The organism is Dyadobacter sp. 676 (assembly GCF_040448675.1).
Taxonomy (GTDB): domain Bacteria; phylum Bacteroidota; class Bacteroidia; order Cytophagales; family Spirosomataceae; genus Dyadobacter.
The window spans coordinates 5,658,152-5,672,382 of sequence record NZ_CP159289.1 but is presented as its reverse complement, the minus strand read 5'-3'; the positions used below and the strand labels follow the sequence as shown (position 1 = coordinate 5,672,382).

The following is a 14,231-nucleotide window of genomic DNA, read 5'->3' as shown; positions in this document are numbered from 1 at the left end:
AGTCGGCTGCAACAAGTGAAGCAAGTTACAAAACCGGACACGATTATACATCTTCGACATACTTCGTCACAACATAACCCTTGCTGACAGGCCACTCCGAAACTCGCCAATCAGCGGGCGCCCACAGCTTATCGCCAAGGTCAGAAAACCCGAGGCGAATCATGTATTTTGCCGTATCCTACCGGTTGAAAGCCAACTCCGCCCGACCCTTTCAATGATACGGCAATTTGAAGTTGGTGAGCATCCATGAGATTTTATTGTTTATGTTATTGGGGCACGTTCGCCACCATTTCAAGCTTGGTTTTCACCAGCTCGGTAATCTTGCAGGTTGCTTTCGGGAATACTTTGCGCAAATCGATATCCTGATTGTACGTCAGTTCGCTTTTCAGGGAAGCCATGAAAATGTTCTTGATTTCCGTCGCCAGGTTTACTTTACAAATGCCGTTTGAGATGGCCTGCCTCACCTGATCGTGCGGAACGCCCGAGCTGCCGTGCAAAACAAGGGTTGCAGCCGTTTTTTCGGCGATCCTGCGGAGAAGGCCGATATCTAGTTTCGGTTCCTGTTTGTAAAAGCCGTGCGCGGTACCGATGGCCACCGCCAATGCGTCCACGCCCGTTTCGTCTACGAATGCGGCAGCTTCATCCGGTTGCGTAAACCCGGAACCATCGTGCGACTGGCCGAGTTTGGCGACGTAGCCCAGTTCCGCCTCCACATGTACGTCGTACCGTTTCGCCCGTTCCACCACCTCTTTAGTCAAACGCACATTCTCTTCAAAGGGCAATTCGCTGCCGTCGATCATTACCGAGTCGAAACCGGCATCGAGGCAGCGCTGTACCAGTTCCACTGAACCGCCGTGGTCGAGGTGTATCCAGCCTTCCACGCCGAACTCTTCCAGGCCGTTGCGGCCCAGGTTCACGGCCGTTTTCAGGCCCATGTATTCGATGGAGCTCTGAGTAAGTTGCAGGATAAGGGGCTGTCGGGTTTCCGCGGCTGCCTGCAATACGCCGTGAAGCGTTTCCAGATCGTAGTAGTTGGTGGCGAGCAGGCCTTTTTTAAGCTTTGTAAATTCCCTTAATTTTTCTTTCAGTTTCATATCGGGTTTAGTTCCAGTCCCAGGAAGGCCTGTATGGTTTCATGGAGTTTTTGGCGGTCGGAAAATGCGCCGGTGCCCCCGGCGGCGGTTGTATTCACGGCTCCCATAAGGTTGCCTTCGCGGAGGCATTCTTCCAGTCCGGCACCGGCCATGTATTTCCGGATAAACCCCGCATTGAAAGAATCGCCGGCGCCGATGGCGTCCACAAACTGCTTTCCCTCGAAGGCAGGTACCGTCACCTGCCGGTCGCCGCGAATGCCCATGCTCCCGCTTTTGCCCATTTTCAGGGCGAGCGTGTTCAAGTAAGGTCCGATTATTTCAATGGCGCCGCCGACGGAGCCGGCCCGCGTAAGTGCCAGCAGTTCGGATTCGTTCGGCATAAACACGTCCACATAAGGCAGGCAGCGCGCATAGTCGAAGGCCCACTGCCCGGCAGGGTCCCATTGCAGGTCCAGCGAGGTGGTCATCCCCGCCGCTTTGGCCTTTTTCAATATCAGCTCAATGTCTTTTTGAATGCCTTTTTGCAAGAACAGGCTCGACAGGTGCAAATGCTGGTATACGGCCGGCTCCTCGAACGGTATTTCACTTAACGTCAAGGCGTTCATAGCGCCTGGAAAGGTCACATTGGCGCGGTCCTGCCCGTAGCTCATAACCAGCGTACAGCCGGTTTGCCGGGCTGCCAGTTTACGAACATGCGCGCAGTCTACCGATTTACTTTGCAGTTCGCGCAGGATGAAATCGCCGAATTGGTCGTCCCCGACCACACCGCAAAACGTGGTATCCACGCCCAGTGCGGCGCTGTTGGCCGCCATAATGGCCGAAGAGCTGCCAAGGCAGATATGCATTTCGTCGGCAATCGTCTCTTTGCCCAGTTGCGGGAAAGCATGGATATCATTCAGGATCAGATCGACGTTGAGCTCGCCTACGACCAGTAATTTCGCGTTTGACATAGTTATTCGTGATAAATATTAACGCCCTGTACCACTCTGCTGATCGCTCCCGACAAGGACGGGTTATCCGGACTAATGCCTGCGTGCACGGCGCTGTAATAGCCGAGCAACTGCCCTGCAAGCGTCGCGGCGATCATCTGGTACTCATTTTCCGGGTCGATGTGCAGGGTAATCCGGTTGCTGTTTGGCAATCCGGGCTGGTCCACGCCGCCGATTTGCAGCGACGGGATGCCGCGCGCGTCGCGTGCGATATCCCCCGCCAGATCGCGCTCGTAGCGCATAATGTGCGGGTTTCGCGAAAAGAGGTACACCATTAATGTATTTGCATTCACGAATGCCCGCGGCCCGTGCCTGAAACCCAGGAAAGAATCCGACATGCACGCTTGCTGCCCATCGGTGAGTTCCAGCAGTTTCAGATGACATTCCCGGGCAATACCGAGCATTTCGCCCGACCCAAGGAATACTACGCGTTCAAAGCCTTTGAGGACCAGGCTTTCCAGGAGAAATTGATTTTCCAGGATCACATTACCCTGTTCGGCGACGCGCCGCACTTTCGGCAGTTCACGGTCGAGCGTTGCCAAATTCCCTACCAGCAACACGCTCAGCAGCATGCAAGTGAAGCTGCTGGTCATGGCCAGGCTTTTGTCGTTGGTCGCTTCCGGCAGTACGATGCAACAGGTATTGCCCGAATGCGCTTTGCCCCGGTTCGCCAGTGCGCCCTCACCGTTACAGGTAATAATAAGATGGTACACCTCGTCGCAGCAGGCGTCGGCCAGCCGGAGCGTTTCCACACTTTCGGGACTATTGCCCGACCGGGCGAAGGAGATCAGCAGCGTGGGTACGGGCCGTAGGAAAACGGATTCCGGCCGGGTAACGATTTCGGTCGTCGGTACTGCCTGCACCGGCTTGCGCCATATTTTTTGCAACGTTCCCTGCGCGGCGTCGCCGATGAAACCCGAGGTACCAGCGCCGGTAAGGATCACCCGCAGCTTATCTTTTTGCAAAACAGGGTTCAGGAAATCCGCAATGGCGGCACTTTGCCGGCTAATCAGATGATACACTTCCTCCCACAGCCCGGGCTGCGAGAGTATTTCCCTTCGCGTGTGTACGTCTCCACTGCTTTCGGGCGCTTGGGGCCCATTGTTGATTTTTATCATTCCCGCAATTTCAGAGGGTGGTAGTTTTGAAATGGCTCATCGCATGAATTAATGAGGATTCAAATTAAACATCATAAAACGAAAGTAAAAAATATTACTAAACCTTTCTTTTAATTTATTTAATCTTACCCCTATCTTGCACGAAAAATTTTGGCGTATTTTAAGAAGCCGGCCTGCACGGCGGAATACCGGTCACTTAAAATAAACCGCTCCCTGAACCCGCATTTATGAACCCCACGGAAACAAAAGCCCTGCTACCGGGACTTGTGATTGAGGATTTAAGTAAAATCAGGCAAGTCGGTGCACCGCTGTGGTCGCCGGATCGCCGGCATCTGCTTTACCAACTGGTACTGGCCGATTACCAGGCGGATGACCGGCATGAACTGATTATCCTCTTCTCGCTGGATACTGCCTCGAAAACCACCATCGGGCCGGGCACCGCCCACGCCTGGTCTCCCGACGGCCGCGAATTTCTGTTTGAAACGGGGGACGGGGCGCTCCATATTTACAATGTCGACACAACCGCCAGCCGGTTCCTGACGAGACGACTGGATTCCTCCTACTTTATCAATCATCTCGCGCTCCATAATTGCATTTGGTCGCCGGACGGGCAACACATTGCCTACATTAGCGCCGACGCCCCCATTGCAGGGCCGCAAAAACGTGAGGTAACCGTGATCGACGACCTGCTTTACAAATCCAAAGGCGGCCGGGGCAGGCCCGTTTACGCCGATCACGCAAAAACGCATATTTACCTCGTCCCGGCCACAGGAGGCACGCCCGAACTGCTCACGGATGGACATTACAACGAACATTCCATCACCTGGTCGCCCGACAGCCGGCACATCGCATTCATCAGCAACCGGACCGACCGCCCCGACGATATCCAGCAAAGCGATGTATGGAAGGTGAATACCGGCACAAAAGCAGTTACCCGACTCACCGACCACACGGGGCTTGCCTACCAACCCACCTGGTCGCCGGACGGAAATTACATCGCGTTTCTGGCAACATCGGGAGCGACCGGAACCAACGACAGCCCTGCGGAGGATACGCACATTGCCCTGTTACCGGCCAACGGCGGGCCATTCGAATATATGACCAAAAGCCTCGACCGCCGGATCGAACACATCCGCTGGCATCCGTCGGGCAGGTACATCTACTTCACCGCTGGCGACCGGGGCGACACTTCCGTTTACAGGATCAGCATTGAAAAACCGGATATTGAAGCTCGGGGCACTGATACACAGGGTGGTGACACGCAGAGTATCGATACACAAAATACTAATTCACAGCGCATTGAAAAAGTACTGGAAGGCCCGGGCTGCATTTCCGGGTTTTGCCTGGATGCCCGGGGCGATGGGCTGATTTTTGTAAAATCCGACACAAATCATCCCGCGGAGATTTTTCAAATCCGGAATGGCTACGGCAGCGCCCGACCAATCACGCAGGAAAACACCGCCTGGCTGGCGGCGAAGAACCTGCAACCGGCCGAAACCTTCTGGTTCGACAGCTTCGACGGCACCCGGGTGCAAGGCTGGCTCATACGCCCGGCCGGCCTCGAGGAAACGCGAAAGTATCCGCTCATTCTCGTTATCCACGGCGGGCCGCATAATATGTTCGGTCACGATTTCGACGAACGGATGCATTTGCTTTCTGCGGCGGGTTACGCCGTCGTTTATATTAATCCGAGAGGCAGCCACGGCTACGGGCAGACATTTTCAAACGGCACGCTTAACAATTGGGGCGGCGGTGATTATCAGGATTTAATGGCGGGAATAGACTTTGTTTTAAATCGAAACCCCTGGCTCGACGCCGAAAAACTCGGTGTTACCGGCCAGAGCTACGGCGGCTACATGACCAACCGGATCATCACCCGAACCACCCGCTTCAAAGCGGCCGTGACCGACGGCGGGCTTAGCAACCTGGTCAGCTTTGCGGGCACTTCGCTGTACCATTCGCTGATGGAATCCGAATTCGGCGGTCGGGCATTCGACCGGTTCGATCTGTTATGGGAATGCTCGCCGCTGCGCAATGTGGCCCGAGCGACCACGCCGACGCTGTTTTTGCATGGCGAAACTGACAACGAAGTGCCTTTTTCACAAGCCGAGGAAATGTACATCGCGCTAAAAAAGAAAGGCGTGCCCACGCAACTCGTACAATATACCGGCGAAGGCCACGGCTGGCGGCCAGAGCTCGGCCCGCGCAACAAAGCCGACCTGAACGGGCGGATGATCGCGTGGTTCGACCAATACATCATGAACGAACCGTAATCCGGCATCACCATTTACTTTGAGACTAACCCAAACCCTGAAAGACGACAAGCAAGATCCCATGAACAGGAACAGAAACAGTTGGCTGATTTACGTAATTATTCATGTCCTGTTCATCGGAATATGGGGCGCGCTGACCGAAATACCGGAAAAAAACGGCTTCCCCGCCACGCTGGGGTATGTGGTGTGGGCATTAACGATGGTCCCGGCGGCGCTGGCCGCATTGAAATGGAAGGGATGGAAGCTGGATTTTAACAAAAGGGCTATACTTTGGGGCGGCCTGGCCGGCCTTTTGGGCGCGGGCGGCCAACTCGTGCTTTTCTTCACACTGCGCATAGCCCCCGCTTACCTTGTTTTCCCGTTGCTGTCGCTGACCCCCGTCGTGACGATCCTCATGGCCGTGCTGCTGCTCCGCGAAAAAACCGGCAAAATGGGCTGGGCGGGCGTTGCGCTGGCGCTGGTTGCCATTTTTATGCTTTCCTATCAACCGGCGGGAGCAACGCAAACGAGCGGCTACACCTGGATGCTGCTGACCGCTATTCCGCTGCTGGCATGGGGCGCGCAGGGTTACGTCATGCGGTTTGCGAACCAGATCATGCCCGCCGAAAGCCTGTATTTTTATATGATGCTCACCTCCGTGCTGCTCATTCCGCTGGCATTATATATGACGGACTTTACCCTGCCCATCGAATGGGGATTCAAGGGGCCGTACCTGTCGGCGATCATCCAGTCGCTTAACGCATTTGGGGCATTGTGCCTGGTTTATGCATTCCGGTACGGGAAGGCCATTATCATCGCTCCAATTACCACGGCACTTTCGCCGGTGCTTACCGTCGGCTTGTCGCTGGCTTTGTACCAAACCGTCCCCCATCCGGTCATTATCGGCGGCATCGCATTGGCCATTGTTTCGGCGCTGCTCATGGGATTCGAGGAAGTTCAGGGATAAAATGAAATTAAAAAGAAAGATTTCGAAAGAAATTAAGTTTTATAATACACATATAATGCCGGATTTCTTTACATTAGCATCATCAAATCATCACCTAAACCTTCGATCCTTTGACCCGTACATTACACCTATGGCTGTTTTTGATGTGCGCCGCCGCTTTTGCCCAGCAAACGCCGGTCACCGACCAAAATATCCGCTTCATCGAATACCCCGATTTTCCCGACGCGCATTCCACGTGGGGTTCGATCGGGTATAATGCGGCTTCCAATACGGTGCACATCGGCGTGACCAACCACGCCGACAATATCGGTCTGTATACTTTTGACCCCGCACAAAATGTCATGAAACTGAACGGGTTTATCCGCGATATGGCACATTTGCGGCCGTTTCAATGGCAGGGTAAAATACATTCGAAAATCGTGGCGGCGCCCGACGGCACCATCTACTTCTCGACCGACGGCGGCGAGTCGCGCGAGGAATACCTGATGGAACATCCGCAGGGTTATGCGGGCGGCTTTTTCATGCAATGGAATGCGGAAACCGGCCTGAAAAACCTGGGAATGGGCATGCCTTACGAGAGCATCAAGGACGTGGACATCGACCCGAAAACTGGTACGCTTTACGGTATTACCTACCCGCAAGCGCATTTTCTGGTGTACAATCCGGCTACCAATCGGCTGCGCGACCTGGGCCGCCTGGCCAGCTCGCACGTCCCCCGCATCCTGTTTACCGACTGGTGGGGCAATTGCTATTACGTGGACTGGCGACAGCGGCTGGTGAAATACGAAAAAGACCGCGACAGTCTCGTATTCGCCCGCGAAGCGCTGCCTGCATTCCCGGGCACGCCCGGTTCCAAAATCATCACCGGCGTCACCGCCTATGCCAAAGACGAGGCCAAAGGCATTATTTACCTCATTACCTACGGGGCCAAACTTATTGCGTTCCATCCTGAAAAAGAGGGCATTGGAAAGGTAGAAGACCTCGGCGGCGTAATCGACACCGGCAAGGCCGAAGCCTGGGGCCCTTATGTGCCCAACCTGAACATCGGTAAAAATGGCAGGCTGTACTACATTATAGGAGGGCATGGTAATTATGTGATGAAAGACAAAACCGTGCTCGTGGAATACGATCCGGCCACCGGCAAAAAGACCATTCTGCGCGATTATCCGATCACCGCCATTACCGAAGCTACCGGCTGCGACACCCGCGACCAAGACGGAAACCTGTACTTCGCAGCGCGCCGCAATCCATCGGGCAAAGGCGACGATACCCGCCCGTTCCTGATCCAGTTCAACCCCGAAAAAGCAGTCCGGAAATGAAAAGTCTGACCAAAAAAATACTTTTAGCGGCCTTGCCCCTCTCCTGTCCGGGCCAGGCGCTGGCGCAATACACCTTTTTTACCCCCAAAGAAGCGTTCGCTATCGAGGTTTCCTTGCCCAACAGCGCCGGAAAGCGCTTGCCGATGTACCGCAATGCCATCACCTCCCTGGCCGTGCAGGGCGACCGGATACTGGGCGGAACGACGGCCAGCGAAGGCTTGTCTCCCTATCTTTTTGTCGCATCTATCTCGAAGCGCGATTTAGTGACCATCAAGGATTTGCAGGAGATCGTTCCAGGACAGAAGGGCATTGCTACCGGCTTTTGCAAAGGGGCCGGGAACCAGTTTTACGCAGGCACCATCGCACACGCTGCGAACGGTGGGCAGGCGGGGCATTTGTTGCAGATCGGCATTGGACCTAACAATGCCATCGAGGTGAAGGATCTGGGCATTCCCGTCGCCGGGGAAGGCATTTTTGCGTTGCTCGCCAGCCGGGAGGGTTCCGAGCTGTACGGGATCAGCTATCCGGGCGGGCGCTTTTTCACCTACACCATTGCTACGAAAAAAGTGCAGGTATTCGATGAGGTAGCTCCGAAAGAAAAGGAACTGAACAACCTGCACGAATACGCGGTCGGGCCGGAGGTTTATCTGTGCAAGGCGCTGGTGCAGGATAACCAGGGGCTGGTGTACGGCAGCACAGCGGGCAACCGCGTGTTTGCATTCGACCCGGCCAAAAAGCGTTTCTCGTTTCTGGAAGCGCCGCTCCCGGCCGTTTGGGGACGCGAAGTGCTGGGACAAGTAGAAGCCTGGGCCAAATCGCCCGACGGCAAGCTGTATGGCGGCAATGCGGGCGATGGGCAATTATTCGTGCTCGACCCGGCTACCGGGAAGATCAAAAACCTGGGTAAACCGATGATGATGGGCCGGTTGCGGGCGCTGGCTTTCGGACGTGACGGCAAGCTTTACGGCCTGGCTGGCGGTGCGCCGGGGTATTCGCATTTATTTTCGTATGACGATCATGCGGGGTTTGTAGATTTGGGCAATCCCGAATTCAAAATGGTCGCGCCGGGCATCGAGCAGGGCATTCTGTGGCGCGGCTTTCAGATGGGCACGCTCGCGGCCTCGGACGATGGCCAGTACATGGTTATCGGCGAAGACGAGGCGCTCAGCCAGCTCATGATTTTCCCGGTGGGGCGATAAGCCTGACCTGACATTCTTCAACAGCTTTCGGCCGGAAAAACCGCAAACGACATTTCTGAACTCACCTTAACCATGATAAATCTTACAAAACTCCTCTGCCTGATTGCATTGACCGCATCCGGCAGCCAGACTTACGCCGCCGATCCGTGGCGTCTGCGTGCATTGCCCGCTTCCCTGCGCCTGGACCCTGTGAACAATACGATTATCGAACACCGGTTCAAAGGCGTACCGTCCGTCCAGGCCGGGAAAGGCAACCTGCTGGACAAAAACTGGCTTTACGACGGAAAGCAGGTATCCCTGCACGGGGCGCGGGGCGAATATGTTTCGTTTCAACTGGTTTTGACCAACGAATCGGATACGGAGTTGACCGGGATCAAGATCGATATGGCGCCATTCAAAAGCGGGAACGCCGAACTGGTCGTTAAACCCGAACTTTTCCTGGAATGGTCGGTGAATGTATTGAGCCCGAGCACGGGTTATCCGCGTTCTACCCTCGGCACCGGCTGGTATCCCGACGCGCTGATCCCGTTCAAATTCCTGCAAACCGACTCGGCGAAGGTACACGGTCGCTGGGTATATCCGCTCACGTTGCCCGATTTCAATAACAGGATCACTGGTCAGCGCTCGCAGGTGATATGGGTGGATCAATTCATTCCGTCCGACGCGCAAAAAGCCCGGCCCGGCACTTACCAAAGCATGATAACCGTAAGCATCGGCGGTCGGACCCAACAAATCCCCGTCAGCCTGACCGTGTGGGATTTTGAGCTACCGAATGAAAACCTGCTTAAAGCCAGCCTCCAGCACGAAGGTTTCCTCAGCCGGATGGATGAAAAACAGGAACTGGCTGTGTATCAACTCTTCAAGCGCAACCGCATTTCCCTGATGGACCCCACTTACGACCCGGAAATTCAGGTTAAGAATGGCAATGTGGAAGTTCAATGGGAGAAGTTTGACAAACGATTGAAAAAATACCTTACCGGCGCGGCATTCACCGAAGCGTATGGCTACAAAGACGGCCCCGGCTACGGCGAACCGCTCGAAACTTTTGCGCTTCCGTTCGATGTGTACGGCAAGCATGGCACGGCCGGCTGGCCGGATATTGGCAAACCCGACGTGGAGCGCAATGCGGCCAACCAGGCAGTTTATATCAGCGCCATCCGGCAGGTACGCCAGCATTTGCTCCCGATGGTGAACCCGAAAAAGACGCTGCTGACGGTGTATCTGAACGGTCTGGACGAATCCTATTTCCCGGAAGCCTGGTCGCGGATGGTGTTTTATGGGAATTTGTTTAAAAAGGAATACCCCGAGGCGAAATTCCGGGTGGACGGCGGCTACACGAAGGATGCCATGGACGTGATCGGCAAATCCATTACCGATTGGGCGTCGCATACCATCAACTATAACATCGACACCGTAAAACAATACCAGCAAATGGGCATCAAGGACTGGCTTTACGGCCCTATGCTCTACGAAGCAAAGCTCAACAGCTGGGTCGGCAGCTCCACATTTATCGACCTGCCGCTGATCAACGACCGGGCGATCAGCTGGGCGTGCTGGAAATACAAGACCTACTCGTGGATCAGCTGGGGCGTCGGTGCAGGCTGGGAACGCGGCTGGTACGATCCCGAGTCCTGGAAAGACTTCTACAAGGAAGCCTCGGAGGCCGATGCGGAATTTACCTACCGGACATTCAACGGCAACGGTTCGGTGATTTACAAGCCCGGCATGGTACCCAATGTGTCGGAGCCTTGCCCGTCCATTCGCCTGAAAACCATGCGCGACGGCGTGCAGGAATATGAATACCTGCGCCTGCTGGCCAAACTGGACGGTAATTCAAAACGTGCGGACGCATTTGTGAATCAGCTGATTAAAGAGCCATTCGGGGATAAATCCATTGGCAACCTCGATGTGTGGAGCTACGATCAGGAGCAGTGGCATAAAGTCCGGATGGAGCTGGGAGAGCTGATTTCCGAAAGCAAAAAATAATTCCTGATTCAAACTCCTAAACCCTGCATTTTACCGCGTGATCACCTTTCCCTCTCTTTTCATATCGCCAGTCCATGCCGGAATGAGCCGTTTTGTGCTCGCCATGTTGGCATTGTCCCCCGCATTGCACGCGCAGAAGGCCGGCATTTCGGAAAAAGTGCAGGCCATGAAGACCTACCCTTTCTCCGACCCCAGCCCGCTGCCGGTGATGGGCATCGGCAAGAAAGTAGCCCCATTTTATCCTTACTACGTTTTTGACGGCTACACCAGTAAAAGCACGATGCGCGACTGGAAAGTTGTGGAGCTGGAAAATCCCTATATCAAAGTGCAGGTATTGCCGGAAGTGGGCGGCAAAGTGATGGGCGCCGTTGAAAAATCGACCGGCGAGGAGTTTGTGTATACCAACCACGTCATGAAATTCCGCGCTATCGGCATCCGCGGGCCCTGGACAAGCGGCGGCATCGAGCACAACTTCGGGCTCGATCTGGGCCATGCGCCCTGGGCGGCCGCGCCGGTGGACTATGTGACGCAAAACAACCCCGACGGCAGCGTTACTTGCGTGGTAGGCGGCCTGGACCTCGCCTCGCGAACCCAATGGCGGGTAAAAATTGTACTTCCGAAAGACAAGGCCTATTTCGAGACGCAAAGCCTTTGGTATAATCCCCTGCCCCTGCACGATTCCTACCTTTCGTGGGAAAATGCCGCGTTCAGGGCCTCTGACGATATACAGTTCTTTTTTCCGGGAACACACCATGTGGGGCACGACGGCAATGCGAGCCCGTGGCCCGTTGATCAGAACGGTATCGACTTGTCTTTTTACAAGAACAATAATTCCGGCGGCGACAAGTCGTACCACGTCGTCGGCACGCATACAGAATGGTTTGGCGGGTATTGGCACGACCGGAAATTCGGCTTCGGGCATTGGGCGCCCTATTCGGATGCGCCGGGCAAAAAGCTGTGGATCTGGTCGCGGGCGCGCGAGGGGGCGATCTGGGAGGACTTACTGACCGACCAGGATGGACAATATATCGAGGCGCAATCGGGCGTGACTTTCAACCAGGCGGCCGAACGCAGCGGGTTTCATAGTCCGTTTAACCAGAAATCGCTGGGCCCGTTTTACTCCGAGACGAAAACGGAATACTGGTTTCCTGTAAAAAACACAGGCGGAATGGCGGATGCTTCGCCTTATGGCACGCTCAATGTAAAAACTGGCGGCGATAGCTTGAAAATTTTCATCAACCCGATTTCGCCTATTCGCGATACCTTGAAAGTCAGTGTTGCAGGGAAGACTATTTATCGGGACGCGCTTCAATTGAAGCCGATGGAGGTGTATGTTAAAGCGATCGCCCTTTCGGGCGGCGGTCCAAAATCGGTTCGCGTAAGCGTTGGAAACGACCGGCTGGTGTATTCAACCGCGCCTGAAAAAGTTCTCGACCGGCCTGTTCTTTCATCCGACAAACAGGATTTCCGTTCCGCACAGCGGCTTTTCGAGCTCGGAGAGGAGGAGAATGCGATGCGCAACTTCGAGGGCGCGCGGCAGCGTTACCTGTCTGTTCTGGAAAAAGAAGCAACCCATAGCGGCGCATCGATCCGGCTGGCAGAATACCATTACCGCAAAGGCGAATACGTGCAGGGGCTGGATTTTGCACGGAAGGTTTTGGCCGAAAATACCTACCACGGCGGTGCCAACTACCTGTACGGCGCGCTCTACCGCAAACTCGGCGACCTGATCAAAGCCGAAGAAGCGTTGTCGGTAGCCGCCTGGACGATGGAATACCGCTCCGGTGCTTATGCGCAACTGGCGGGCATCGCATTGCAAAAACAGGATTTCGAAAAAGCCGAGAGTGACGCCCGGAAGGCATTAACCTACAACCGCAATAACCTTGTGGCCTACCAGCTGCTGGGTACCGCGCTTCGGAAACTGAATAAGCCGGAAAAGGCCGCGCAGGTTTGGAAAGAACTGCTGGAAATCGACCCGCTGAGCCATTATGCGCATTTCGAGCAGTATCTGCTTGCACCGACGCAGGCCAACCGCACCGTTTTCCAAAAAGCGATCCGCAACGAGCTGCCTCATGAAACATACCTGGAACTGGCCATGGACTATGTGAACCAGGGCCAGTACGAGGAAGCCCGGAAGATGCTCGCATTAGCGCCCGCTTATCCGACGGTGTCCTACTGGCTGGCGTATCTCACCCGGGATTCGTCTCCGCCGGAAAGCCGGAAGCATTTGCAGAATGCCATTACCATGTCGCCCGAGCTGGTTTTTCCATTCCGGTTGGAGACTATTCCCGTGCTGATTTGGGCTGAAAAACAAAGTCCATCCTGGAAAAACCGCTACTATCTCGGGCTGATTTACTGGCACATCCGCGACAAAGAAAATGCCGTGAAGCAATTCGCAGCCTGCGGGAACGAGCCTGATTATGCGCCTTTTTACGTTGCAAGGGGTATTTTATTTCAAAATGACGCCGCGGACCAGGAGCAGGCGGAGGCAGACTTTATAAAAGCCAATCAATTGAATCCGAAAGAATGGCGCAGCCGGCATTACCTGACCCATTTTTATAACAGTCAAAAATTGCAGGATAAGGAGCTTGAAAACGCCCGTAAAGCTTATGAGCACTTCGGTGAAAATCCGGTGATCGGGATCGATTACGCCAAATCGCTGCTGGACGCTGGGCAATTTGAAGCGTGCCTGAAAGTGCTGGATAAAGTCAATGTGCTGCCGCAGGAAGGTGCGCGGGAAGGGCATACTTTATATCTGACGGCCCATCTGGCGAATGCGCTCACATTGGCTGAAAATAAAAAGTACAAGGATGCGTTAAAATCGCTCGAAAAGGCCCGTTTGTGGCCGGAGCACCTCGGCACGGGCAAGCCGCACGAACCGGACACCCGATTAATCGATTACCTGGCGGCTTACTGTGAAGCGCAGCTCGGCAATGCCGCGAAAGCGCGACAATACGCACAAAACATCACCGGTTACACCCTTCATGCCAGCAAAGAAAGCAATCGCAATGCCCTGAGCAATTATCTGGGCGTGAGGTTGCTCAACGACACGGGCGAGTCGGAAAAGGCCTCCTCTTTTCTCGATAACTGGAAAGCCGGGCAGGATTCGCTTCGCACGTGGGGGATCGCGGCAGGCTCCGATGCACCGGAAGTTCAATGGATTTTGGCCAAAACGCAAAACGACGAAGCCCGCGCCGAAAAGCTCCGGCAGGATTTAACAGCTGATAAAAAGTACAACCTGACTACCTTGTTTTTCAAAATACTCGGCCTGGCCGAGACGCGAAAAAAAGGATGATCAACCATGCAT

General features: G+C 54.7%; 9 protein-coding genes. 6 read left to right on the top strand and 3 right to left on the bottom strand.

The window, feature by feature from the left end; translation table 11 throughout:
• Positions 1-266: 266 nt before the first annotated feature.
• From ABV298_RS25115 to ABV298_RS25105, 3 genes are read right to left on the bottom strand one after another with little or no spacing between them, the layout of a single operon-like run.
• Positions 267-1,094, bottom strand: a complete 828-nt coding sequence (locus ABV298_RS25115) for a class II fructose-bisphosphate aldolase (RefSeq protein WP_353718879.1) — start codon at positions 1,092-1,094, stop codon at positions 267-269.
• Complete coding sequence (locus tag ABV298_RS25110; protein WP_353718878.1) at positions 1,091-2,044, bottom strand: carbohydrate kinase family protein; 954 nt, start codon at positions 2,042-2,044, stop codon at positions 1,091-1,093. The genes ABV298_RS25115 and ABV298_RS25110 overlap by 4 nt, the downstream gene beginning before the upstream one ends.
• 2 nt (positions 2,045-2,046) lie before the next feature.
• Positions 2,047-3,201 (bottom strand): SIS domain-containing protein, encoded by a 1,155-nt coding sequence (locus tag ABV298_RS25105; RefSeq protein ID WP_353718877.1) that lies wholly within the window; start codon positions 3,199-3,201, stop codon positions 2,047-2,049.
• A 227-nt stretch (positions 3,202-3,428) separates the two neighbouring features.
• Between ABV298_RS25105 and ABV298_RS25100 the strand changes: the two genes are divergently transcribed.
• The 6 genes from ABV298_RS25100 to ABV298_RS25075 all read left to right on the top strand — a co-directional run bounded on the left by ABV298_RS25100 (position 3,429) and on the right by ABV298_RS25075 (position 14,219).
• Positions 3,429-5,474 carry a S9 family peptidase gene (locus ABV298_RS25100; protein ID WP_353718876.1) on the top strand — a complete coding sequence of 682 codons (2,046 nt, stop codon included), beginning with the start codon at positions 3,429-3,431 and terminating at the stop codon, positions 5,472-5,474.
• Between the two features lie 61 nt (positions 5,475-5,535).
• Entirely contained in the window at positions 5,536-6,420 is an 885-nt protein-coding gene (locus tag ABV298_RS25095; RefSeq protein ID WP_353718875.1) for a DMT family transporter, read from the top strand.
• 110 nt (positions 6,421-6,530) lie between these two features.
• Positions 6,531-7,739 (top strand): hypothetical protein, encoded by a 1,209-nt coding sequence (locus tag ABV298_RS25090; protein ID WP_353718874.1) that lies wholly within the window; start codon positions 6,531-6,533, stop codon positions 7,737-7,739.
• Positions 7,736-8,938, top strand: a complete 1,203-nt coding sequence (locus tag ABV298_RS25085) for a hypothetical protein (RefSeq protein ID WP_353718873.1) — start codon at positions 7,736-7,738, stop codon at positions 8,936-8,938. The genes ABV298_RS25090 and ABV298_RS25085 overlap by 4 nt, the downstream gene beginning before the upstream one ends.
• Positions 8,939-9,010: 72 nt before the next feature.
• Positions 9,011-10,924, top strand: a complete 1,914-nt coding sequence (locus tag ABV298_RS25080) for a hypothetical protein (RefSeq protein ID WP_353718872.1) — start codon at positions 9,011-9,013, stop codon at positions 10,922-10,924.
• Between the two features lie 37 nt (positions 10,925-10,961).
• The gene (locus tag ABV298_RS25075; RefSeq protein ID WP_353718871.1) at positions 10,962-14,219 is read left to right on the top strand and encodes a DUF5107 domain-containing protein; all 3,258 of its coding nucleotides are present in this window, start codon (positions 10,962-10,964) and stop codon (positions 14,217-14,219) included.
• The last annotated feature ends 12 nt before the right edge of the window (positions 14,220-14,231 follow it).